The organism is Acidobacteriota bacterium, assembly GCA_022340665.1.
Taxonomy (GTDB): Bacteria; Acidobacteriota; Thermoanaerobaculia; order Thermoanaerobaculales; family Sulfomarinibacteraceae; genus Sulfomarinibacter.
The window spans coordinates 13,268-37,494 of sequence record JAJDNM010000097.1; the positions used below are offsets into that span (position 1 = coordinate 13,268).

General features: G+C 60.6%; 22 protein-coding genes. 10 read left to right on the forward strand and 12 right to left on the reverse strand.

The window, feature by feature from the left end; all coding sequences use genetic code 11:
- Positions 1-20 precede the first annotated feature (20 nt).
- The 4 genes from LJE93_11655 to LJE93_11670 form a co-directional block, all read right to left on the reverse strand.
- Positions 21-1,625 (reverse strand): sulfatase-like hydrolase/transferase, encoded by a 1,605-nt coding sequence (locus LJE93_11655; protein MCG6949560.1) that lies wholly within the window; start codon positions 1,623-1,625, stop codon positions 21-23.
- Between the two features lie 334 nt (positions 1,626-1,959).
- Positions 1,960-3,633: an aryl-sulfate sulfotransferase gene (locus LJE93_11660; GenBank protein MCG6949561.1), complete on the reverse strand. Its 1,674-nt coding sequence runs from the start codon at positions 3,631-3,633 to the stop codon at positions 1,960-1,962.
- 31 nt (positions 3,634-3,664) lie between these two features.
- On the reverse strand, positions 3,665-5,386 hold the full coding sequence (locus tag LJE93_11665) for a bifunctional sulfate adenylyltransferase/adenylylsulfate kinase (GenBank protein ID MCG6949562.1): 1,722 nt from the start codon (positions 5,384-5,386) through the stop codon (positions 3,665-3,667).
- 155 nt (positions 5,387-5,541) lie between these two features.
- Positions 5,542-6,015, reverse strand: coding sequence for an Lrp/AsnC family transcriptional regulator (locus tag LJE93_11670; protein ID MCG6949563.1), 474 nt, complete (start codon positions 6,013-6,015; stop codon positions 5,542-5,544).
- Positions 6,016-6,164: 149 nt separating this feature from the next.
- Here LJE93_11670 and LJE93_11675 point away from each other — a divergent pair, with 149 nt between their 5' ends.
- The 4 genes from LJE93_11675 to LJE93_11690 all read left to right on the forward strand — a co-directional run bounded on the left by LJE93_11675 (position 6,165) and on the right by LJE93_11690 (position 11,518).
- Complete coding sequence (locus tag LJE93_11675) at positions 6,165-7,466, forward strand: hypothetical protein (protein ID MCG6949564.1); 1,302 nt, start codon at positions 6,165-6,167, stop codon at positions 7,464-7,466.
- Between the two features lie 363 nt (positions 7,467-7,829).
- Complete coding sequence (locus tag LJE93_11680) at positions 7,830-9,050, forward strand: PLP-dependent aminotransferase family protein (protein MCG6949565.1); 1,221 nt, start codon at positions 7,830-7,832, stop codon at positions 9,048-9,050.
- Between the two features lie 11 nt (positions 9,051-9,061).
- Entirely contained in the window at positions 9,062-10,084 is a 1,023-nt protein-coding gene (locus tag LJE93_11685; GenBank protein MCG6949566.1) for a homoserine dehydrogenase, read from the forward strand.
- Positions 10,085-10,087: 3 nt separating this feature from the next.
- On the forward strand, positions 10,088-11,518 hold the full coding sequence (locus tag LJE93_11690; GenBank protein ID MCG6949567.1) for an aldehyde dehydrogenase family protein: 1,431 nt from the start codon (positions 10,088-10,090) through the stop codon (positions 11,516-11,518).
- Between the two features lie 64 nt (positions 11,519-11,582).
- On the opposite strand, the gene LJE93_11695 is transcribed toward LJE93_11690, so the two are convergent.
- Both LJE93_11695 and LJE93_11700 read right to left on the reverse strand, forming a co-directional pair.
- Entirely contained in the window at positions 11,583-12,416 is an 834-nt protein-coding gene (locus LJE93_11695; protein ID MCG6949568.1) for a DUF3108 domain-containing protein, read from the reverse strand.
- Between the two features lie 26 nt (positions 12,417-12,442).
- The gene (locus LJE93_11700) at positions 12,443-13,087 is read right to left on the reverse strand and encodes a sulfotransferase domain-containing protein (protein ID MCG6949569.1); all 645 of its coding nucleotides are present in this window, start codon (positions 13,085-13,087) and stop codon (positions 12,443-12,445) included.
- Between the two features lie 186 nt (positions 13,088-13,273).
- Here LJE93_11700 and LJE93_11705 point away from each other — a divergent pair, with 186 nt between their 5' ends.
- From LJE93_11705 to LJE93_11720, 4 genes are read left to right on the forward strand one after another with little or no spacing between them, the layout of a single operon-like run.
- Positions 13,274-15,418: an alkaline phosphatase family protein gene (locus LJE93_11705; GenBank protein MCG6949570.1), complete on the forward strand. Its 2,145-nt coding sequence runs from the start codon at positions 13,274-13,276 to the stop codon at positions 15,416-15,418.
- Between the two features lie 15 nt (positions 15,419-15,433).
- Entirely contained in the window at positions 15,434-15,628 is a 195-nt protein-coding gene (locus LJE93_11710; GenBank protein MCG6949571.1) for a ribbon-helix-helix domain-containing protein, read from the forward strand.
- Positions 15,629-15,647: 19 nt separating this feature from the next.
- Positions 15,648-16,490 carry a hypothetical protein gene (locus LJE93_11715; protein ID MCG6949572.1) on the forward strand — a complete coding sequence of 281 codons (843 nt, stop codon included), beginning with the start codon at positions 15,648-15,650 and terminating at the stop codon, positions 16,488-16,490.
- 22 nt (positions 16,491-16,512) lie between these two features.
- The gene (locus LJE93_11720; protein ID MCG6949573.1) at positions 16,513-17,433 is read left to right on the forward strand and encodes a DMT family transporter; all 921 of its coding nucleotides are present in this window, start codon (positions 16,513-16,515) and stop codon (positions 17,431-17,433) included.
- Between the two features lie 97 nt (positions 17,434-17,530).
- On the opposite strand, the gene LJE93_11725 is transcribed toward LJE93_11720, so the two are convergent.
- From LJE93_11725 to LJE93_11735, 3 genes are all read right to left on the reverse strand, one after another.
- Positions 17,531-18,499, reverse strand: coding sequence for a hypothetical protein (locus LJE93_11725; GenBank protein MCG6949574.1), 969 nt, complete (start codon positions 18,497-18,499; stop codon positions 17,531-17,533).
- Positions 18,500-18,517: 18 nt separating this feature from the next.
- The gene (locus LJE93_11730) at positions 18,518-18,796 is read right to left on the reverse strand and encodes a hypothetical protein (GenBank protein ID MCG6949575.1); all 279 of its coding nucleotides are present in this window, start codon (positions 18,794-18,796) and stop codon (positions 18,518-18,520) included.
- A 277-nt stretch (positions 18,797-19,073) separates the two neighbouring features.
- Entirely contained in the window at positions 19,074-20,219 is a 1,146-nt protein-coding gene (locus LJE93_11735) for a hypothetical protein (protein MCG6949576.1), read from the reverse strand.
- Between the two features lie 41 nt (positions 20,220-20,260).
- Here LJE93_11735 and LJE93_11740 point away from each other — a divergent pair, with 41 nt between their 5' ends.
- Entirely contained in the window at positions 20,261-20,392 is a 132-nt protein-coding gene (locus tag LJE93_11740) for an acyl-CoA dehydrogenase family protein (protein ID MCG6949577.1), read from the forward strand.
- A 280-nt stretch (positions 20,393-20,672) separates the two neighbouring features.
- Positions 20,673-22,157 (forward strand): type I 3-dehydroquinate dehydratase, encoded by a 1,485-nt coding sequence (locus LJE93_11745; protein ID MCG6949578.1) that lies wholly within the window; start codon positions 20,673-20,675, stop codon positions 22,155-22,157.
- A gap of 123 nt (positions 22,158-22,280) precedes the next feature.
- Here the strand turns inward: LJE93_11745 and trpS are convergent, their stop codons facing one another.
- The 3 genes from trpS to LJE93_11760 all read right to left on the reverse strand — a co-directional run.
- Positions 22,281-23,249: a tryptophan--tRNA ligase gene (gene trpS / locus LJE93_11750; protein MCG6949579.1), complete on the reverse strand. Its 969-nt coding sequence runs from the start codon at positions 23,247-23,249 to the stop codon at positions 22,281-22,283.
- A gap of 102 nt (positions 23,250-23,351) precedes the next feature.
- Positions 23,352-23,582 carry a ferredoxin gene (locus LJE93_11755; GenBank protein ID MCG6949580.1) on the reverse strand — a complete coding sequence of 77 codons (231 nt, stop codon included), beginning with the start codon at positions 23,580-23,582 and terminating at the stop codon, positions 23,352-23,354.
- An 86-nt stretch (positions 23,583-23,668) separates the two neighbouring features.
- Positions 23,669-24,227: hypothetical protein (locus LJE93_11760; GenBank protein ID MCG6949581.1), on the reverse strand; the 559-nt coding region annotated here is incomplete at its 5' end.

Consider the following 24,227-nt stretch of genomic DNA (forward strand, 5'->3'; position numbering starts at 1 on the left):
ACGGAGGCTTCGTCAGCGGTTCAGTGAATGTAGCCGAGCTCGCGAAGCCGCTTGATCTCCTCCTCGCTCAGCTCCGCCTCGTTGACCTCAGCCATCGCCGCCCCTTCAACACGTTCCCTCAATTTCGAACGCAGTTCATCGAGGATCTCTGACGCCGATGGGGCAAGGTTTTGGATCTCACCTGGATCGTTGTGCAAGTCATAGAGCTCCTCCCACTCGCGATCATCGGTACGCGAGTGGATGTACTTGTAGCCCCGCGCGACCACCGCTTGCTTGTCCGCATAGGCCTCCGGGCGGTAGGTCACACCGTAGATCGGCCGGCTTTCGACCTTCGCTCCGTGAATCAGGGGGAGCAGGCTGACACCGCTCGCGGATTCGGGTTTCGGTAGAACGAGAAGCTCGGAGATGGTCGGCAGGACATCAATCAGTGAAACCGGTTCTTGAATCACCACGCCTTCCGGCAGCCGGCCCGGAAAAGACATGATGAGTGGCACCCTCAGAAGCGAATCATAGAGCTGGCTGATATGGCCGACATGGTTGTGCTCACCGAGTCCTTCGCCGTGATCCGAAGCGAAAACGACCAGAGTATTCTCGAGCAGCTCGAGCTCTCGCAGACGGCTCAGGAGAAGGCCGATTTGCCGGTCCACATACTCGACCTCCAGAGCATACCGTTCAGCGATCTCCGCTCGCTTGAGAACCCGTTTGCAGGCGGTCTCCAGGACAGCGGGACGTGGATCGGAACCTGGATTCACCAACTCGACCGTGGCCGGGAAAGTCCCCTGATACGCAGGTTGCCCAACCCGTTTCTCTCTCGTCTTCCACTTCGCGGGCGGTCGCACCTCGAATGACCGATCGTCCAACCGGATATTCGTAAGACGATAGAGGTCGGACCGCTTTGTACCAGCGTCACGAAACCGAAGGTGGTTGACCCCTGGCTGGAGCTCGATTTCGAACGACTGCCCCCTCCCACCGGCCGTCAGTTCGCCAATCGGGACTCCGTTCAGTGCGAGCGGAATTTTCGGGTATTCGAGGGTCGGCGGGGCGTAGGGTTCGTGGGGATCCGAGTAGTGAACCCACAGAAAAAAGGGTTGCATGAACCCTCCCTCGAGGATCTCGAAGACCTCCTGGTTCACCTGCCCGGCATCTTTCATCCAATCGCTGCCGAATTCATCCCGGTACACTTCGAAACCTCGACCGATCTCGAACTTTCGTTTGAGCACTCCAAGACTGATGACCGCGGCCGTGTTGCGCGCGTTGTCTCGGAGAATCTCGGCCAGGGTGCGGAATTTCGGATCGAGGATTTGCCCATTGTTGTGCACGCTGTGTTCGAAAGGAAGCAGGGAGGTGAAGAGTGATGAATGGCTTGGGCCGGTGATCGGAATCTGTGCGTACGCCTGTCTGAAAGTCACTCCCCGGGCTGCCAGATCATCAATGTTCGGGGTCGCGATACTGGCGCCGTACACGCCGACATGATCCGCCCGCAGGGTGTCAACCACGATCAACACGACGTTTTCGGGCGGCTGTCCACCACCACAACCACCCGTCACCGCGGCAAAAACCGTCAGCCAAAGCACGATCCGCAGATATGAAATGCGGCGGAGGAAGCGGCGTATTGAATTACCCATCGGGGAGCATTCTACAGCCCATTCATAGATCGCTCAGTGAACGCATCTGAACGTCCCGGCTCTTTTGTTCGCGGAAATTGCACCCCTGCCCGCTGATCGCCCGTGACAGTTCGGCTCGCCTCACTCGTTCTTCCCGAGGACGGACCTGTCGATTCGACCAGAAGGCGACCCCCGACCGCTCCAAGAAATCCGCAGTGATATCAGCCTCCAAACAGAGGGTGAACTGCCGCTGCGCGTAGGGAGCCAGCGACGTTCTGACTCTGTGCCGCAGAGGATCGGCGGCTATCGTCAACAGGATTGACAACACAACGGCAAGCCGTTTGCGCACCGTCCGTCAGTTGATATAACCGAGAGTCTTGAGCTGTTGCTCACGAAGCCTCCGCTCTCTTTCGCTGATTTGCCCTACCTCGGTCAACTCCAACGGGTGTTGGATTGGACTCTCGATCAAAGGATTCGCCCAGGCAACCATCCTCTCGGGCTCTTCCATGTCGCCCGTAACCTCCGTGGAAAGGCACAGCTCAATATTCTGGTAGGTGAACCTCGCGAGTGGAACCCATCGTCCACGCCAGGGGCTTTCGGATTCCGTATTGAGCGCCCGGTCGAGCAGCGTTTCGGGAGGGTGCCCCTCACGCTGGACTGTGAGCCGGAATTGCACCTCGAGCCACCGACCTCTGAGTCGCTCCTCGTCAATCCCAAACTCAACCCACATCGTCGCTCCCGGTGGTATCAAGAGCTCCCGGCATCCATTGATATCGCGCACCAGACGACGGGAGATGCCGGCCACATCGCGGGTGATGAACTCCTCGTCCAAAGCGAAACGGTAGAGGTCGGTATCTACATAGGGGCGCCGATCTCCTGACAGGAATACCGCGATCTCCTCGGGGCGAGGAAGCTCGGCGAGTTGCGGACAGTGATCGTAGGACAGCCGCTCGGGACGCATCGGCTTGTATGGGGGCACCAACTCCCACACGATCTCACGGTTGGGATTGACCTCGAAGATTCGGCCACCGTGACTCGAGGCGATCACGAAGTTCGGGCCATCCGTCATCTGGACGGTGCCCGCTACCGAAGAGAAAAAGTATTTCGAGCCGTACTCCCATACGATTTCGCCGGTTGTCGGCTCGATGATCTGAATCAAGCTGCGCCGGTAGCCGTTTCGGCCCTGGCGGCCGTTGTTGAAAAGGAGGATCTGCCCATCGCCGGACCTCCCCTTGGGAATCATCGATGCCTCGTGCTGGCGGTCGAGCTTGCCGGTATACTGCCAGACGACGCCACCGGAGCGTTTGTCGACGATGAAGATCGCATCCAGATGGCGTGCGCTCACGAGGATGTTTCCGGGACGGAAGCGCTCATCGCCAGCGTCGAAGTGTCGATTTGGCGGCAACTCGTGGATCGAGTTGAAGTGGGTAGGATCCTTGCGTTCGTGATCCCATGTCGGAAATGAGTCGATGAAGTCTATCGAGCGCCACTCCCACACCACCCGCCCACGCCGGTCGACCTCCTGGAGATACCCGGTGAAGTTCGTCCTATCGCGCGCGAGGACCAGGTTGTTCCCGTTCTCGAGTCGGATGATGTCGTGGTGGGGAAAATCGATCTCCGCTTCGAGCTGGAAGGCCCACTGCAAATCCCCTTCCCAGTCGTACTCTTTGACGATGTTGTCGGTGCCGATGACCAGGAGGCTTCCATCGGCGTTCAAACGTGCGCGTGAGACCGCGCGGACCTTTGGCCAGGTATGGACGATGCGGCCGTTCATGTCGAGGATCATCGGTATGCGCCTGCGATAGAGGATGAGCGTGTAACCTCCATCAGAAGACTCGGGCTTGTACCGGCGAACCCAGCCGGTGGCATCGAGATCCTCGAGGCCCAGGTGCCAATCGTCGAGAGCCTCGGCGTCGTCTGCAGCTACCCGGGCCAGAAATCGTCTCTGCTCGAAACGCTCCTTGAAATACAGCGCCCCTGTAGTCACGAGTGCAGCGCCGATCGCGACCAAGATCACCCGCCTGAGCATCAGCATCCCCCTCGGACCGTCGCGTCAGCTCTCATTGGGCGCCGTTGATATAGCCCTCGCTCTGGAGGTAGAGCAGGACCTCACGAGTCGCATCCTCCGGGGTCAATGCCGAGGTGTCGATCACCACGTCGGCGTCGTGCGGCATCTCGTACGGATCGGAGATGCCGGTGAACTCCTTGATGATGCCTGCCCTCGCCTTGGCATACATTCCCTTTCGGTCACGCGCTTCGCAGACTTCGAGCGGCGTCGCCACATGAACCAGCACGAAACCGCCGCATGATTGGACCATTTCCCGCACCTCTCGGCGCACGACATCGTAGGGCGCGATCGGCGCGCAGATGGCGACGCCTCCTCCGCGGGTGATTTCGGAGGCGACAAAGCCGATGCGGCGGATGTTGAGGTCCCTGTGCTCCTTTGAAAAACCGAGCTCGGACGAGAGATTGGCGCGAACCAAATCACCGTCGAGCAGCGAGACTCCCCGCCCACCAATCTCCAGAAGTTTGACACGCAGGACATTCGCGATCGTCGACTTGCCCGATCCGGAAAGTCCGGTCAGGAATACGGTGAAGCCCTGCTCACCTCGTCGTGGGTGGCGGTCCTGGAGCTCTTTCGAGACTTCTTCGTGGGTGTACCATCCCGGGAGCTCGATACCGTCATCGAGCCGTTGTTTGACCTCTGAGGCTTTCAGGTGCAAGGCCCGATCGTCAGCCGGAACCTCGTCAACCGCCACGAACTGCTGGCGACCCTCCAGGTAGACCATCTCGCGGGTCGGCAGAAGCTCGATACCGAGATCCTCGGCGTGGCTACCGACGATCTCGATGGCGTCCTCCTGCCGGTATGCGGGTTCACCAACCGTCTCGAGGACCGTACCGAAACTGTCGAAGTCAATCATCAGGTGGCTGCACCCGTAGTTCTTGTGGACGATTGCGTGGAGGAGGGCCTCGCGAACGCCTCCGCCCCGTATCGCCATCGGCAACAAGTTGAGGCGCACCATGTCCTTGGGGAATTTGGCCACGGCAGCCTGATAACAACGGATCCGCGTGTAATGGTCGGCGTCGCCGGGCTGATCGAGGCCGACGACCGCATGGATGAGAATCTTGGCGTCTGTGATCTGCGCCGCTTCGACCATCATCGCCTGTTGTGCGCGGTGGATCGCTCGGTGGGTTTGGTAGGCGATCACATTTTCCCAACCGAGAGTCGAGAAGAGGCGACGGACGGCAATCGGCCTCCTCCGAAGCTCGCGATAGTCGTAGTGGACCGGCAACTGCAATGCTTCAAGGCTACCGGCTACGGACCACTCTCCAGTCCTGTGAAGGTACTGTGCAACACCGTCGTGCGACCGGTCTGTCGTACCGAAAACAGCTGCCACCTCAGCATCGATGTCTCGCTGGTAACACTCGTCGATCCGCATCGCGGCGATCATCACGCCTTCACGATCTCGAAGGGCGAGAGAGTCGCCGATCGCGAGGTCGTCGGCGAGCTTCGTGGTGATGTTGAGAGTCACCGGAATCGGCCAGAGGACACCATCACTGAGGCGCATGTCGGCACATACCGATTGATGGTCGGCGGAGCCGAGGTAGCGGTCGAGGGGCGAGAAAGCGCCGTTGATCAGAAGTTCGAGATCGCAAAGCTGGCGCGGTCCGAGGTCGACCGACCGCCATTCGCGTGAGGCTAGGTGAATTTCTGCTGCACGCTCCTCGTCGACCAGAAGATCGACCAGGCGCGATCCGTGCGGTGTGTTGAGATGATCCAATTCCGATGCTCCCCGTTGCCTCATTCATGCCTGCTTCGAGCGCGCGACGCGAGATTGTATCCGCTTGCGCACTCCCTGTATAGGCTGGATTACGCCACGATTGTCCGATTCGTCCATGATTGTGCTCTCTGTCAGGTCCTTGTTACCCCGATTCGTCACACGAGTATCGGCAATCGCCAGGTCGGGGTGCATTCGAAGATGAGGCGCGTCTGGATGTGATCGACCTCCGGTCGGTTGGTGAAGCTGTCCAGGGCGAGGTCGCGCAAATGGTCGGAATCACGTGCCGCCACGTGCACCAGGAAGTCATCACCTCCTGTGACGTGAAAGACGCTTCGCACTTCTGGAAGCTCGACCACGTAGTCCCGGAACGAGTGGACCAGATCGCGCGAGTGCTGGCGGAGACGCACAGCGATCATCGCTTCCAGACCCACGCCTACCGACGACGGATCGATGTCGGCGTGGTACCCACGAATGACACCGAGACGTGTGAGGCGCCGCACCCGTTCGAGGCAGGTCGACGGGGCGACGCCTACTGCCTCTGCGAGGCGGTTATTTGCAGTGCGACCATTCTTCTGCAAGACGCCCATGATGTCGAAGTCAATTCGGTCGAGTTGGTCTGAAACCGTCATTCGTGGAATTATATTCGAATTCTTGAAAGTTGCAGGAATCTTCTCCTACAATTCCGTCTCATGAAGAACATTTTTCAAAAACGAGACTCAATTTTAGAATTTCCCATCAGGTTGGCATCAACCCGCCGCCAAGACTCGGAGAATGCCTCATGAATTATCCCCTCTTGTCCCGCAATGACCAGGATGCCATCGATGCTCTGAAGGACTCGTATGGCGGCGCCAGCAATATATCCTCGACTCTTCGAGAGCGGCGTCAAACCGATACGCGCAAGAGAATCCTCGATGAAAAGGGATTCGGCGAGATGATTGCCGACGCCGAACGCCTGGTACAGGAGTTTTCGAAAATCGAGGACTTCGAGCAACAGGCATCACCCGCCTACCGCACGGAGTACGGAATCGCGACTGCTCAGGTCTCGGGGTTCCAGGGGGCGGCGGTCACCCACCGCGCGATGCAACGTATGGCAGAAAGCGCCGAGAGCACCGAGACCTGCTGGGTGCCTTCGGAGTTCATATCGGTGGTCGCCCTGTCCGAGAACTATGTCTACTCCGGTGATCTCCTGGCGACGCTGACGATGGCCGAAAACATCATGGGTGCATCGAAGTTCTGCAGCACCAATCTGATCGGATGTCCATTGCCGTCAGAACGGTTCGCCCGCCTGGAAAGGGTGACCGGCAAATCCTTCGAAACCCGCGACCTCGGCGACGGAACGGAACAGATCATCCTCAAAAACATGGGCACCGCCTTTGGCAATCTCGGCGGAGTCGAGGTCGCGAATGACAACCACCTCGTCTACCTCGACGGCGTCATCCGCGCCGCCATGGAAACCGGCAACGATTTCTTCCTCAACCCGTCGTGGTCGTCCATCGTCGCCGCCTGCTACCTCGGGCGCGACATTCCGAATCTCCAGTTCAAGATCTCGATGCTACTTTCGACCCAGAACCTGATGCAGTTCCGAATGCTCCTCAACATCATGGCCGAATACCTGCGCGACGACAAAACGACGCCGATCTACGAGGTGAATATCGGCAACGGCGTGTCACCCGAGAACTTCATCCGATGCGCCGAGGAACTTGGCCAGAGCGGGATCAAAGGCGTCAGCCTTGCGGCCCACCTGCGCATCAACCCGGACCTCGGCATGCCCGATTTCGACTGGACCGAGCACGCCTTCACGGTTCTTGAAAGCGGCACCGATCTGACCTTCAAGTACGAATCGGACGGCACCTCACGAGAGCTCGACACGATGGAGGCCTACTTCATGTCCGAGGATGAACGGGCTCAGGTGGCGGACAAGATCGGCGACGTGATCTACTACAAGTCGCTTCGCGCTTCAAAGGACGGGCGCGAAATGATGCGGCGAGGCATCCGCACCCGTTTCGGAGCAGCTTCGTACCGCGGAGACGCACCGGCGGACCCGACCCATGCGGAGCTGGAGCTGGCCGGCGCGGATTGATGCGGGCTGGGACATTGCGGTGAGCGGACACCTGTTGGCGACGGGCGAAATCGGAGTTCGGTATTCGGAATGCCGCCACCCCTCTTTCACGATGTCATTCCGACCGAGCGAACGGTGTGAGCGAGCGGAGGAATCCATGGTCAAAGTAAGACCGCGCTGCTGCCCGGGCCCATCCCTTAGATCCCTCCACTCAGCCTTTGGCCTCGGTCGGGATGACATTCCGGTTGGGCTCGTCGGACGAGCCCGTCATCATGAAATTTCGGATTTCGAATTTCCCGCCCACACCCCCGAAGAACGGGGTGGTGGACGGGAATTCAAAATTCAAAATTCAAAATTTAACATTCGGTACGAAGGAATGCTCCGGTGAAGACCCCCTGGGTGGATCGCTTCGCAGAGAATGTCCGCGATTACGAAGGCTATCCGATCGGCAAGACCCTCCAGTACCTGAACGATCCCGAGATCATCTCTCTCGCTGGGGGTCTTCCCTCCCCCGATGTCTTCCTGCGATCGGGGCTGCGGACGGCTGCCGAGGACGCCTGCGACCGCGATATCGATCGGATCATGCAGTACTCGCCGATTCCCGGTGAAGCGAATCTGATCGACGCGACCCTGCGTTTCCTCGAGCGTGACGACATCCACATCGGCCGCGACGAAATTCTCATCACCACCTCGGGACAGCACGGCCTCGATCTCACCGGTCGGCTTTTCCTCGAGCCGGGCGACCCGGTTCTGGTCGACCGGCCAACCTTCGCCGGGGCGATCGTCGCGTTCGAGATGCAACGCCCGATTTTCGTAGGCGTCAATATCGAAGAGAATGGTTCCGATATCGCCGGCATGCGGCTGGAGCTGGAGCGGTCGGCCTCCCAAGGAACGCCGCCGAAGTTCATTTACGTGGTGCCGGATTTTCAGAACCCGTCCGGAATCACGATGAGTCTGGCCAAGAGGAGTGCGCTCCTGGATCTCAGCTACGAGTTCGATATACCTATCATCGAGGACAGCCCGTACCGTGATCTGAGGTACTCGGGCGAGAGCATCCCCGCGATCTTTACTCTCGACCAACAGCGGAACGGCGGCCACGTCATCGGTCTTTACACCTTCTCGAAGCTCTTCTGCCCCGGCATGCGCGTCGGCTTCAATATCGGCCCGCCGGAGGTCGTCAAGCAGATGACCCACATCAAAGAGGGCAACATCCTCAACACCCCGAAGTGGAACCAGGACATGTGCCTGGCGTTCCTCGAGGACATGGGTCTCGAGCAACACCTGGAGAAATGTCGCGACTATTACAGAGAGAAGCTCGACGTCTTTCTCGACACGATGGCCGAGCACTTTCCGTCGGAAACCGGAGTCAGCTGGACCAAGCCGGAAGGCGGCCTCTTCCTGTGGGTCACGGTTCCCGACCACATTGACACCCAGGACCTCTTTTTCGAAGCTATCGAGCACAAGGTCGCCTTCGTGCCCGGGGAGCAGTTCTACGGCAGAAACCCGGAGCACAACCACATGCGGATCAACTTTTCCTTCGTTTCGAAGGAACAGCTCGCCATCGCCGTGGAGCGGTTAGCCGCATGCATCAAGAAAAAGCTCTGACGGAGGATCACATGCGTTTGCTATTCGTCGGTTTTGGCACAGTTGCCCAGGGGCTTTCCGAGCTCCTGATCGAAAAGAAGGAGGAGCTCGCCCGACAGTTCGGGCTCGACTGGAAGGTCACCGGAATCGTCGATCTGCTGAAGGGCTCGGCCCACAACCCCACCGGGCTCGATCTCGACCAGATCATGGAGATGGCAGCTCACGGCCACTCGATCTCCGAGTACCCGGACGGCGGCTGCGACTGGGACGCCCTGAAGATGATCGAGCAGGCTGAAGCGGATGCGATGCTCGAGGTCACCTACACCGACATCAAGACGGGCCAACCGGCCACCGACCACATCCGAGCCGCCCTGGATCGCGGGATGCACGTCACGACCACCAACAAGGGACCTCTGGCCCTGTTTTCGAACGAGCTGATCGACCTAGCTGCCAAGAACGGCGTGCGATTCCTGTACGAGGGAACCGTAATGGCGGGTACGCCGCTGCTCAACCTGATTCGGGAAACGCTCGCCGGATCGGAGATCTCGGAGATGAAGGGAATCCTCAACGGCACGACGAATTACATCCTGACCCAGATGGAACAAGGGATGGATTACGCGACCGCACTCGCTCAGGCGCAGGAGCTGGGCTATGCGGAAGCTGTGCCCGATGCAGACGTCCTCGGCTGGGACGCCCTGGCCAAGGTAACGATCCTTGCCAACGTGGTCTTTGGCGGCTCCCTTTCTCCGGACGACAGCCCCTGCACCGGAATCACCGAGATCACGCCGGACGACATTTCCGCCGCGGCTGGCGACGGCAAGCGCCACAAGCTCATAGGGCGGGTCTGGCGCGAGGGCGACGACGTCCGCGCTTCAGTAGCACCACAACTGGTCGATCTCAATCATCCGCTGGCCGGAGTCGGCGGTGCGACGAATGCGATGACGATCACCACCGACACTTTGGACGACGTCACGATCGTCGGACCGGGCGCCGGTCGCCGGGAGACGGGTTTCTCCCTGCTCAACGACCTCATCGCGATCGCGAAAGGACACTGAATCATGAAGATGCTGCTGGCCGGCCAATGGGTCGATCGCGAGAAGACGATCGATGTCCGCGACCCGTTTGACGACTCCCCGATCGACACAGTTCCCGCAGCTACCGAACAAGACGTTGAAACCGCCCTGGCCGCGGCAGAGGCAGCGCGCGGTGCGGCTCGCGCGATGACCACCTACGAACGGTCACAGATCCTTCTCAAGACGGCGGCGATCGTCGCCGACAACCTAGAGGATTTCGCCACCACAATCGCGCGCGAGGGATCGAAGACCATTCGTGAAGCCCGTGGTGAGGCGAGGCGCTGCGTCAACACCTTGACGATCTCCGGTGAAGAGGCAAAACGTCTGCTCGGCGAGACGATCCCGTTCGACAGCTTCCCCGGGGGCGAACAGCGGCGCGGTCATTTCGAAAGGGTTCCGATCGGCGTGGTGGTGGCAATCACGCCGTTCAACGACCCCCTCAACCTTGTCGCTCACAAGCTGGGACCAGCTATCGCCGGCGGCAACAGCGTGGTGCTCAAACCGGCGACCGTGACTCCCCTCTCGGCGCTGAAATTGACCGAGGCCTTTGTCGAAGCGGGATTGCCCCCAGGCGTCCTGCAGTGCCTCACCGGCCACGGTGCGGTGCTCGGAGACGCACTCGTCTCCGATCCTCGCGTGCGCATGGTGAGTTTCACCGGCGGAATCGAAGCCGGAGAGCGGATCGTCGCCAAGGCCGGTCTCAAGAAAATCGGCATGGAACTGGGCTCCAACTCGCCGGTCATCGTCTGGCATGATGCCGAGATCGCTTGGGCGGCCGAAACATGCGTGTCAGGAGCCTTCTGGGCGGCCGGGCAGAATTGCATCGGAGTTCAGAGGATCTACATCCACCGCGACGTATATGACGCATTCCGCGATCGCTTCATCGAGCGAACCAAGGCCTATCAGATCGGCAACAAGCTCGACGAAAACACCGACATGGGACCAATGATTAACGAGGGCGAGGCGAAACGCGTCGAACGATGGGTCGCCGAGGCAGTCGAAAAGGGCGCCACAATCCTTACCGGCGGCAAGCGGAATGGTGCGCTCATGGAACCGACTGTCCTCGAGAACGTGCCTGCAAACGCCACCATTCACCACGACGAGGTCTTCGGTCCGGCGGTCAACCTCTACCCCGTCACAGACCTCGATGAAGCCGTTGCCGCCGCCAACTCGGTCGACTATGGCCTCCACGCTGCTGCGTTCTCGCGCGACGTCGAGACCTGTCACCGTCTCATCGAAGGCCTCGACGCGGGCAGCGTCCTGATCAACGACTCGACGGACTATCGCCTCGATTCGATGCCTTTCGGCGGCATCAAGAAATCCGGGCTCGGGCGTGAGGGCATTCGATTCTCCCTCGCAGAGATGACCGAGCCCAAGGTGGTGTGCTGGCTATTCCGGGAGATTTCCGGCGGTTGACGCCTTCTTCAAATCCGGCGAACTGAACCTGTTCTTCCAACCGCGACCTCTTGAATAGAGCCTGTTAAACATCCGGCTTGGCCGCAGTCCGTCGATCCGGATCATCCTTCTCTGCCGGAGTCCGCCGATCGACGGTGCCACTGGCGGGACCTGCGTATTTCGCCAGCAGATGGCCGAACGGCAGCTTGAAATCGAGGCGATACAGCTTTCTCGTTGTATCCGGCCTGATCCAATAGATGAACTCGCCCTTACGGGCAAACATCTCACCGTCAGCAGTCATCGGCTGCGCACGCAGCAACCCGATCTTTCCATCCGGCGTCGTAAATTCCTTGGCTACGCCGATTCTCGTCGCTGTCGCCACAACTCCTTTATCGGTCAACAGGTTGAGATCGAAGGATGAGCCCGGGCCGCCGGCCAGAACCCTGCCACGAAAGACATAGGCCAGCGGATCGAGAGCACTCTCCCCTTCGAAGGGGACTGTCTCGGCCTTACCGTTCTTCTCGGCCGTTACCACCCCCGCGCGAGGGTCGACGTTATAACGGCTGATCTTGCGCCGACCCTTTTCAGTGATATCGCTCTGGTAGGCGATTGTGCTCATGGTCTCCGCGTCGACCCACGAGTCGATCTGCCCGTCCACCCTGTAGATCTTGTTGAAGAACTTCGTGTTCGACGCGGTCATCACCACGTGGTATGCGGGCCGCCCCTGATACTTTTCGAGACGGCTCTCGAGCGTCATATGACCACAGGTGACGCCGAGGTATTCGACCTTGTAATGATATGGGCCATCGGTGGGGAACTCCGGCAGCTTTGCAGAATCGTCAGAAGATTCTTCGAGCGAGCTCGAGAGGATATTCGCGGCCACAAGGGCTGGCACTGCGATGATCAGTGCGATGGTCACGTGCCGTCCTCCGCGAAACCCGAACATCAGCCTGCTCGGTCGGCCACCGCGCCGTCCTGCGTTCTGCGATTCCGGTACAGGGTTCCATCCACGGCCCCCGCCATGCGGTCGGCATCGACACCCCCCCCGAGGAAGTCGGCCATCCGCCGCGCCTCCCGCACGGGTTCGGCGACAACGTCGGCATAGTTGACGTACAGAACATCGAATTGGGGTCTGAACCGGAGCTGGAACTCGATCTTCTCGAGGTGCGATTCATACATGGCCATCAGGTCCTCGTCTTCGGTATGGGATTCCTCATCTCTTCGTTCGAGCATCTTGGACTGCGACGCCAGCACTTCGTGCAGGTTGCGGCGCATGAACACCACCTTGTAGGTGTTGTCAGCGGGCAGGTGCGTGAGCAACGGCGACACGACCTTGATGACCTTGCCACGCGCATTCGACAACCAGGTCTTGTCATTCATTTCCGCCAGATCCTTGACCCGCTCGTCCTCGAAGTAGCCCTTGGGATTATCTTCGTCTGCGGTGCGTATATTGTCGACAACCAGATCGAGGCCCCCCGCCTCGAGCATTTTCATGGCCATGGATGTACCTGACCGGGGCAAGCCGGAAACCACGACCACCGGGCACCCATACCTCAATCGTCGAACAAAATCCTGCAGCACCGATGGCATCGTCGGAAACTCCTTCAAGTGGATGGGAATGCGCTCCTCGATCCCCATATTTACAGTGCATTGAGTGACATATCGGACGCGCGGCAACACCACTCGCCCTGCGTACGAGGTATATTACAATGCCGCGGTCGTTTTCCCACCTGGAGATAGCGGCTCAGCGTCAATCGACAGACTCACGGGAGAATCATGAAGAGAGCGTTCGATCAGAATAGAGAATGCCTGTTGCGCGCCATCGTCGGTGGGGCCGCACTTCTCGTCATTCTGACCCTGCCCCGGTCGGCCGAGGCCTACATCGGTCCCGGTGCGGGATTCGCGGTTCTCGGGTCTTTTGCCGTCCTGTTCGTCACCATGTTGCTCGCCGGTGTCTCGCTCCTGGTGTGGCCGTTTCGCATGCTGTGGAGAGCGATTCGCCACCGCACCAAGAGCAAGCCGCTGGTCAAGAGGCTCATAGTGGTCGGATTCGACGGTCAGGAGCCCCGCATCACCGAACGGATGATGAACGATGGAAAGCTCCCCAACTTCAAGAAACTGGCGGACAGTGGTTGCTACAGCAGGTTGCGGTCCACCTTCCCGTCGATCACACCGGTTGCATGGTCTTCCTTCACAACCGGCACCAACCCCGGCAAGCACAATATCTTTGATTTTCTCGACCGCGACCCCCGCACCTACCTCCCACGCCTCTCGTCAACCGAGATTGGTTCGGTCGACCGGGTCCTCAAGCTGGGGAAACTGAGGATTCCACTCGCAAAACCCACCATCCGCCTGCTGCGAAAGTCGAAACCCTTCTGGACGATTCTCGGAGAACACAATATCTGGAGCACGATCATCCGGGTGCCGATCACCTTCCCGCCCGACAAATTCTATGGCGCACAACTCGGGGCGATGTGCATCCCGGACCTGCTCGGCACCCAGGGCACCTTTCTCTACTTCACGACGAGGCCCGAGGGCGAGGCCTTTCAGGAGGGCGGACTGCGCTTCGAGCTCTCCTCGAATGGTTCCAAAGACAAATTCGAAGGCAATATCGAGGGACCGGAGAATACCTTTCTCGAGGGCAACCCACCGATGCTTCTGCCCCTGCATATCGACGTCGACCGGGAAAACGGTCGAGCCCTAGTCTCGGTCAACGGGGATTCTTTGGAGCTCGAGCCGCGGGTCCTCAGTGATTGGGTGAAACTGACCTTCAAGGCGGTTGCCGGAATGAAGGTGACCGGCATCTGTCGCATGATGCTCACCGAGATGGCGGAGCACGTTTCGCTCTATATCTCGCCGATCAACATCGAACCCGAGAAGCCGGTGATGCCGATCTCCCACCCGGGTTATTACTGTTCATACCTCGAGAAAAAGCTGGGACCCTACGCGACTCTGGGCCTCGCCGAGGACACATGGGCTCTGAATGAAAAAATCACTGACGACCACACCTTCATGACCCAGACCACCGACATCGACGTCGAACGAGAAGAGATGTTTTTCGCCGCCCTCGAAAGGCTGCGACAGGGAGCGTTGGTCACGGTCTTCGATGCGACCGACCGGGTCAACCACATGTTCTGGCGCTACCGGGAGGAGGGCCACCCGGCTGCCGCCGGCGTCGAAGACCCTGCCTACGCCGACGCCATCGAGGAGCAATACCGGCGCAACGACGAAATCGTCGGCCGCGTGATGGAACGGCTCGGTGACGGCGACGTCCTGTGGGTGATGTCCGACCACGGATGTACCTCGTTCAGGCGTGGCGTCAATCTCAACGCCTGGTTTCTGGAGAACGGCTACCTTGGGTTGAAAGACGACGCGGATGCTACGGAACCGTGGCTGCAATCGGTCGACTGGTCGAAGACCAGGGCCTATGCGGTGGGTCTGGTGGGCATCTTCCTCAACATCAAGGGTCGTGAAGCTCACGGCATTGTCGCCGCAGGTGACGAAGCGGAGGCGCTCAAAGCCGAGCTCAAAGGCAAGCTCGACGGTCTGGTTGACGAGGAGAAAAACGAGGTCGCAATCAACGAGGCGTTCGACACGGACGATCTCTACCGCGGTCCCTACAAGGGCAACGCACCGGACCTCCTGATCGGCTACAACCACGGCTACAGGATTTCGTGGGACTGCGCGAGCGGCGTGGTCGCGGGCTCGGTCTTCGAAGACAATACGAAAGCGTGGAGTGGAGATCACATCGTCGATCCGAGACTGGTGCCGGGAATCTTTCTTGCGAGCCATAAAATCGAAAAAGAAGACCCGGCAATCATCGACCTGGCGCCGACCGCCCTGACGCTTTTTGGTATCAAACCCGAGGCCCACATGGAGGGCAGACCGATCGTGGACGTCGGAAAATTCAGTGAACGATAAATAGGAGAGAGGATCATGTTCGGATACACCAAGGTCAAGCTCGAAAAAAGCCTGGTCGACAGGATCAGCCGCTTCTCGGAGATCGCCGGATACTCTTCGCCCGAGGAGTTCATCACCCACGCTCTCGAGAAGGAGCTCGCCCAGCTCGAGGACGCGGACTCCGAGGAGGAGATCAAAAAGCGTCTTCAGGGCCTCGGCTACATGTCTTAGAAAGACCGGTCGAGTCCAGATGAAGCTGATCAACGATCTCCTGCGCCCGGTCTTCGATCTGCTGCAGGCCCCCCTCGCCGGGCTGCCCGCATTTGTCGGCGTTCTCGTGTGGTCGATTCCGGTCGGTGTCTTCGCCCTGTGGGTATTCGGTAAGACATCGAACCAGGAGCGAATCGCCGAAGTCAAACGACACATCCACGCAGGGCTCTTCGAGATCCGCCTGTTCAATGACGACATCCGAGCCATCATGCGCGCACAGGGCGAGATCCTCCGACACGTCGTGCACTACCAGGCGTTGGCGCTCAAACCGATGATCTTCATCCTCCCACCGCTGGTGCTGGTGATGGTCCAGCTCCACCAGTTCTACGGCTTTCGCGGTCTTCAACCGGGCGAAGAGGTCCTCCTCACCGTCCAGCTCGATCCCAAGGCGATCGAAACCTCCCAGCGGCCCGACTTCGAGATCAATCTCCCACCCGGCCTGAACGAGGCGATGGCCCCCGTGTGGGTTCCATCTCTCGGTCAGATCTCGTGGCTGCTTGGAGTCCAAGATTGGGGTGACTGGGAGATCCGGCTGGACATCGACGGCGCCACCTACGGCAAGACCGTTCGTGCGACGGAAGAGCTCGTCAGACTCTCCCCCGAAAAACCACCCCGGACCTTCGTCGACCAGCTCGAATGGCCGTCCGAGCCGCCTTTCGAAAAAGGAGAGGCGATCCGATCGATAACTCTCGACTATCCCGAAGGCTCAGTCTCGGTTCTCGGCTGGGATTTCGAGTGGGCCTTCGCCTGGATGGTCGTCTTCTTCGTCCTCACTATGGTCGTCGCGCTCGTCCTTCGCAAACCAATGGGGATCGAGCTCTGATCCCGGTTTCGAAAGGCCACATGTGAAGATCCGCGCCGCCACTCTGGGTGCCGCCTGCATCTGCCTGTCGGCCGCCCTTTGGGGCCTGGACGGGGTCGTTCTGACACCCCGGCTGGCAAACCTGCAGGTTCCATTCGTGGTCTTTTTGCTGCACGCGATCCCCTTCGCGCTGATGCAGCCCTTTTTGTGGTCCAGCTATCGCCGTCTGCGCGAGATGCCTACCCGGGGCTGGCTCGCGCTCTCGCTGGTCGCTTTCACCGGCGGCCTCCTCGGCACGCTGGCCATTGTCAACGCGCTCTTTCTCGTCGATTTCAATCAGCTCAGCGTGGTGGTCCTTCTGCAGAAGCTGCAGCCCGTCTTCGCCCTCGCTCTGGCGGCCGTCCTGCTCGGAGAACGGGTCAGCGCCAGATTCGTGGCGGCCGCGGTAGTGGCCCTGGCCGGCGCCTACCTGCTGACCTTTGGTCTCGCTATGCCGGACGCAACGGCAGACGGGGTCTCCCTCAAAGCGGCGTTGTTGGCCATTCTTGCCGCAGCGGCTTTCGGCTCCGCAACCGTTCTGAGCAAGATGCTGCTCGGCTCGCTCGATTTCAAGGACGCGACCTTCGCCCGCTACGGCATGACCTCTGCGATGGCCCTGCTCTACCTCGCCGTGCGTGGCATCGGCCTTCCCTTCGCGTCCGTCACCGGCACCAACTGGGCGGTGATCCTCGTCATCTCCCTGACCACCGGGTCGGGCGCCATCTTCCTCTACTACTATGGATTAACGCGGGTGCGGGCGAGTGTCGCCACCATTTGCGAGCTCTGTCTGCCGCTCTCCGCAGTTCTCCTCGACTACATCGTCAACGACTCGGTACTCGGCCCCTGGCAATGGGTGGGAGCAGCCCTTCTCGTCGGCGCGATTCTGCGGATCACGATCACGCCGGAAAACGGGAAACAAGAATGAGGAATGAGAAATTAGGTATTCCCACCCCTGCCCCCTGTGATATCAACGTCCCGGGCGGGTGGACGGCATTCCTAATTCCTAACTCCTAATTCCTCATTCAATCTGGTTTTTGCGGGAACATTCTCGGGAGCTGCGCATCGACGGCGAAGGTCATCAGAGCGACCGCACACTTCAGGGTCACCCACCGAGACGGCTCGCCGGGCTCGGCACCGCTCACGACTCCGAGAGAGCGTGGCACCGGAGCCCTTCGCCGCCACCGTCCACCATCTATTTGACGGTTCTGCAGATGCCTGAGCAGCGGAACCATGGCGGGCTGGAGCGACGTCTCCGATTTTGCGAGCGACCATAGCACCTCCGCCTCGTCGGTCCTTCCGAGGCATGGATGGCCGTCGTCACCCGACAGCGAGTCGGACGAGGAGATAAGCCGCATGATCGATCCGGTCGCACGATCCCTCAGTCGTTTTCTCTTGCGGTCACCGCACGCGGTCAGGGCCGCAAGGAGGGCGATCGGCGTGACGTCACACTCACCCGAGCTGTCCCGGCGCCTCCAGCAACGCCAGCCACCGTCCGGGTGTCCGGCGTCGCCTTCTTCCAGCCACGCCAGACCTTCCTGAAATCGCTGATGGTGGCACCAACCCAGCTCGGCCAGCCCGTGCAGCACCCTGGCCGTCAACCACGGCACGGCCTGGCCTCCTTCCGCGCGCGCGAACCCCCCTTCGCCCGGGGCGGTCTCCAGGATCATCTCGGCCGCCGCCTGGAGCCTGGGGTCGGTCGGATCGGCGCCCCACTGGACGGCCGCCAGCAAGCGCCACCCGGGGCCCGCATAGGCACGCCACAGGGGCGTGTCGGTCGACCATGTACCGTCCGGGGCGAGATCCGCGATCAGGGTCGCAACCGGCTCGGCGGCGTTCGAGCCTCCGCGGGCACGGATCACGGCCGGGCTGTCCGATGGTCTCTTGATGAGCTCGGTCAGAGCCCTCCAATGAAGATTCGGCCGACGCGCATCGAGGAGCCACGGGAGGGGATCGCCACGTAATGACTCCCAGGGTTGATCGCAGGCCTTCACCGTGGTCGCCGCATCAACTCAGATCCGCCCGGCACGACGCTGTTGAATAGTGTGCCGCAACACGCGAAGCGCCCCGTCGATGCGCGTGATTCTACGGTTTCGGGCTTGGAGGGCCGGTTGATCGTTGAGGTCAACCTGCTCGCCGCGCGTCTCGCGGAGCCTCTTGTCGAGCTCGAACTCGAGAGTCGTCATCTGGTCTACGCTCAGGCGCTTGAGGGACACCTGAGATACCAGTGTGTAACCGTCACAGATCTGCCGTGCCATCGCCGGCGCCGATCCTCCCTGGTAGCTTCCCATCTGCACCTCCACTAACCCGGCCTTCTCACCGGGTGTCTACTGCGGGCGGCGGATGACAGCGATCTGTCGTGCTTTTCGCAAATCGTGCTCCTCGACGTAGTGCTACTACGCCTGCGTCGCCCGATCCGCGAAATACCCAACATCTCACTACCCTTCGCCGCCCTCGTCGCGAAACCCGGTGAGAAGACCGGGCTAACAATTCCAGTGTAACCGACGGTCACTCGCCCACTCGGTGATCAGCCGACAGAGGGCTGGCGAGTTGGTTGCTGGCCACTGATTACTGGTCACTGGTTGCACGGGCGGACCGCAGGGCGCCCTGCCGGTATTCGACAACATCATTCGCCCGCGAGGCGAGCTCGCGATCCGGGGTCAGCCAGATTGCCGTGCGACCCACCGACGCCCGGACCACCGCCGCCCGCCAGAGCTCGCCCCGGACGGCGTTGACCCACGGCATCGGGTCGACAACGACGAGGATGCGGTAGGACGACGGAATGACCCGCGCCGCCTGCACGAGCATGCGGTGGTACGGAGTCAGCGGAGCCCCGTCGACTTCGAGATGGCGATCACCCAACGCATCAACGACTTCTTCGAGAGAGCAGGCTTCCCTGATTGCCGCGAGGGCAGCACGATCGAGTCCGGTTTCGGCGAGGGGCGTCAGATTGGCGACCAGCGCTCCGGGCACGAAGTCCTCGCCGGGAGCGACCAATGCCACCAGCCGCTCCCCTGCTTCGGGAGGCGACCCATCGATCATCACCTGCCCTGACAGGGGCGGGCGACGACCGGTCACGACTTCAGCGAACGCTGCCGCCTCTGCCGGTGAATCACAGAGGATCGCGATCGACTCGCCGGCTCGAAGATCGAGATTGATCGGGACCGTTCGAGGCAGAGAATCGTCTCCCGGCACCACAATGTCCCTCAGACTCACGGTGCCGCGGATGTCGCGGCCAGGCGGACTCGGTTGGGAACGATCCTGTGTTGGGGAGGAGAATCGAGCAATTCGCTGGGCGAAGAAGATCAGGATGGCGGGCGCCAACCACCCGCCGCTGTCCAACGCCACGAGTCGAGGCTCGAGCACGAAGGCCATGCCCCATCCCAGGATGGCCAGCAAATCTGCAACGTCCGGGCGGCTGAGGTTTCGCCTCCCGACGGTCAGTGCGACGGCCACCACCAGGGCGGCCAGAAGGACCCAACTGAAGGTCAGCTCCCAGCCCCCTTCGAACAGGAGAAATCCCGCTGCCGAGCCGATGACCACCACGCTTGACCACGGTTCGGTCGCGCGCCTCCTGTCGACCGAGCGATGAACTGCAAGTGCCGCAGCGGTGATCACTGGAGCCAGGTTCGGTCTCCACCAAGCGACCCAGGGCAGCGCCGCGAACAGGGCCGCGTGGCACCATCCGGCGACCACGGTCCAAGGCAAATTCACGGGCCGATGGTACCCCGGCAAGGCTGCCGTACCAAGCATCAATGGGAAAGCTTGAAGGACTCGATCTGCCGCAACTCGACGATCTTCTCGACGAGGAAGAGCACATCACCCGGGATTCCGTACGGTCGTGGGTGGACGAACGGGTACTGCCCCACATCCAAGAATGGGGGTGAAACTGTCACTTCCTACACGCGCTGACGGACTCGCTTACAGAGCACACGTCCAGAACCATGACGGAAGATGGAATCACAACCAGCCCTACTGATTGCAGGGGAAACCTTTTCTCAATTCCTGCGTATAAGACGGTTGAACAGATGGGTCGAAGAGGCGGGCCCGGCGCCCCCCAGCGCCACACAACAACGACCTCTATCAAACTCCTCCTTTTTTGGCTCCTCCCCCGGGAGCCAACTTTTTTCGCACTGAATTTTCGTGCTGACTGGTATCCTCGACGCCGTGGACTGGATCGTCTCACTGACCCCCGAAGCTGTAGCCGACCCGACGGCGGCACTCGCCGATCCGCCGCCCGGTGCGACGATTGTCGAATTACGTCTCGACCGTTTCCCAGGCATCGATATCCAGTCTGCCGTGACCTCCTGCCCGCTCCCCGTGCTGGCGACCTTACGTTCCCGGACCGAGGGCGGCGAAGGGCCGAACGATCCCGCTGCCCGGTTGGAAATCCTCAGTGCGGCTCGTGACTCGGGCGCGGCCCTGCTCGACCTCGAGTTCGAGCGTGATGCCCCGTTGATCCGAAAACTGGGCCTGACCCCCGAGCAAACCGTCCTGTCTTGGCACGATCCATCGGGAACCCCTGACGGACTTGCTGATATCACCGAGCGGATGAGCGAGAACTCGGCTCGCTGGATCAAGGTCGTACCGTTGGCGAACAGCGTACGAGATCTCGTTTCGGTTCTCGAACTTCATGGGCGATTCAACCGCGGTCCGCACCGGGATCGACGACTGATCACCTTTGCCATGGGTGGGCCCGGTCTCGCGAGTCGGTATCTCGCTTCCCTCTTCGGCCCTCCGATCGGATTCGCCGCATGGAATGATGAGGGCCCGGCAGCGCCCGCGCAGATCACGATCGACCAGACTGAGGCCGTTATCTCTCACCTGCACGGCCCACCTCAGCGTATGTACGGCGTCGTCGGCGCCGATGTAGCCAACAGCCTCAGTCCGGTTCTCCACTCGGCCGGCTACCGAAGCCTCGATCTTCCCTACCTGCTGCTGCCGATATCGGTCCCCGACGCCGCCGAAACGCTCGAGCTCTTCGGCCCTCGAGGCTCTACACCGTTCGATCGAGTCGGCCTCGAACCGTGGGGATGGGCGGTGACCACACCGTTCAAGGCGGACGCCGCTGCGGCAGCGGACCGACACGCGCCGAGGGTTCTGCGGGCCGGTGCGGCCAATACCTTGATCCTCGGGGAACAGGACGTGCTCGCCGAGAACACGGACGCTGACGGTATCGTCGGTTCGTTGGTCGCCCTCGGAGTCGATCCCCGGGGTCGAAAGGCAGTTGTCCAGGGAACTGGCGGCGCAGCACGCGGCGCGGCCGTTGGACTCCACCTCGCAGGCGCGGACGTATTCTTGCGCGGCCGATCAGCCGAAAAGACCCGGGAGACGGCGGAGATGATGGATATCGGATGGCAGGATCCGGCAGAAAGCTGCCCGGATGGGGCGATTCTCGTCAACGCCACCCCCGTCGGTTGCGAACCCGACGAAGAGGGACCTTTTTCAGAGGACGAGATCAGCAGGGCGGCGGCGGTCGTCGACATGGTGTATGCCGATCATCTGACCCACCTGATTCGCTGTGCCACGGATGCAGATGTGCCGGCAGCCGACGGGCGCGATGTCCTCCTTCACCAGGGCATCGCTCAGTTCGCGGCCTTTACGCAGCGAGTCCCACCCAAGGATGAAATGCGGGCCGCGCTGACGCGATGAGCAGAGGGGACCAGGAGAAGAGGAAAAAGCCGACACACCACGCCCCCGGATTCCTCCCCACCTGTTCCTCCTTCACTTCTCGGCTAGCGATAGGAGCAGCAGCGCGAGGCTTTGTGGCGAGTCCTACAGGATGCCGACGGCCCTGCGAACGTCGTCCATCAGTGGGGCAACCGTCTCGCGGGCCTTCTCGGCGCCGGCGGCAAGGATTCGGTCGACCTCTGCAGGATCATCACTGAGTTCCTCATATCGTACCCGTGCTTTTCCAAAGGTGACGAGGTAGTAGTCGAAGAGTCGCTTCTTCATGTCCCCATAACCAACGCCACCCTCTGCAAAGGCCTGTTCCACCCAGCCGCGCTCCGACTCATCCGGCGCGAAAACCCTGAGGAGCTGATACAGGGCGTTGTCCTCGGTGGGCTTCGGCTCCTCGACCGGGGTGGAGTCCGTCACGATCGACATGATCTTCTTGCGAATCGGTTTCTCCGGGCCGAAGATATCGATCGTATTCTCGTACGATTTGCTCATCTTGCGACCGTCGAGGCCAGGCACGACCGCCACCTCATCGAGGATCAGCGGCTCCGGAAGGACGAATGGCTCCGCACCATAGGTATTGTGAAATGAGGCCGCCACATCCCGGGTTACCTCGAGGTGCTGTTTCTGGTCCTTTCCGACCGGCACCATGTCGCTCTTGACAATGAGAATGTCCGCCGCCATCAGCACGGGGTAGGCAAAAAGACCGTGATTCGGAATCACCCCCTGCGCTACTTTGTCCTTGAAGGAATGACAACGTTGCAGCAAACCCATCGATGTGACAGTCGAGAGGTACCAGCTCAATTCGGTGACCTCGGGCAGATCTGACTGGCGGTAAATCACGGAGCGAGAGGGGTCGAGGCCTAGGGCGAGAAAACCGGTCGCCAGATCACCCACCAGACCTCGGAGGCGCTCGGGATCCTGGACGGTCGTGAGGGCGTGCAGGTCTGCGAGGAAGTAGTAACACTCGTGCTCTTCCTGCAGCTTCAGGAACTGGCGGACCGCTCCAAAATAGTTCCCGATGTGAAGGTTGCCGGAAGGCTGGACTCCGGACAGTACACGCATGAATCCTCCCCGTCAGCGGAAGATAGTAACACCCGGACAGAAAAAACCCGGCCGGGTTTGCCACCGGCCGGGGTCTCGATCAGGAATCAACCGAGGCTTCGATCACCCATCGTTGCCGATGGCTTCAGTCGGGCACGACTCCAATGCTTCTTCCATCAGCTCAGTTTCTTCGTCGTTTTCGGGCTGCTTGGAGACGTAGGAGTACCCCTCGTCTTCGTTTGCCTCGAAATTATTCGGCGCCGTCGTTCGGCAGACGTCGCAATCGATGCAGTTCGAATCCACGTACCACGCTCCGGGTACGTTGTCAGCAAGCTTGTCATCAGGGTCAGCCATCTTGCTCTCCTTTCAGGCGGGTTTCCCGCACGTCCGCGGGATGATACCACCCGCTCGATTCTTGTCAATTCGCGAGTTGAGACTTCTCACCGTGGGGGAATCTCAACAGGGCGACGATTCAACGTCGGATACGATCCAGCGTTCGATTTCGCTTCTCCCGACGGCCACTGGCAATCGACGTTGTATGGATACGCAAACAGCGGCAGGACCGCGGTCGGATCCTGGGTCACATTATCGATCAGGGTCCCGTAGACCGTCATTCCGACAACCGGTTCGCTGCTGCCGGAGGTCCAACGAAGGACCGAGACCCTGAGCAAAGTGTCTTCAGGGACCGATCCGAAGCCGAAAATGGAAAACACCCTGTCGTACTGGACGTGCGATGCCGGAGGCATCTCGACGATTCTCGAGATCTGGTTCCCGTCCACGTCGAGATAGGGTTCGCCATCACCCCGGAACGGCTGCAGCAGGAGCGTGATCGAGGTCAACGGGTCGGAGGCGTTGACGATGCCGAGGTTGAAGCGCATATCCCCGTTCTCGTAACCGCCGGTGACAATCTGGAAATTGAAGTCACCGTTCTCGCCCATCGCGGACGGATCTGCAAGGTTGTACCAGGCTACGCCAGGCAGGGTCTGGCCAAAGGTCCCG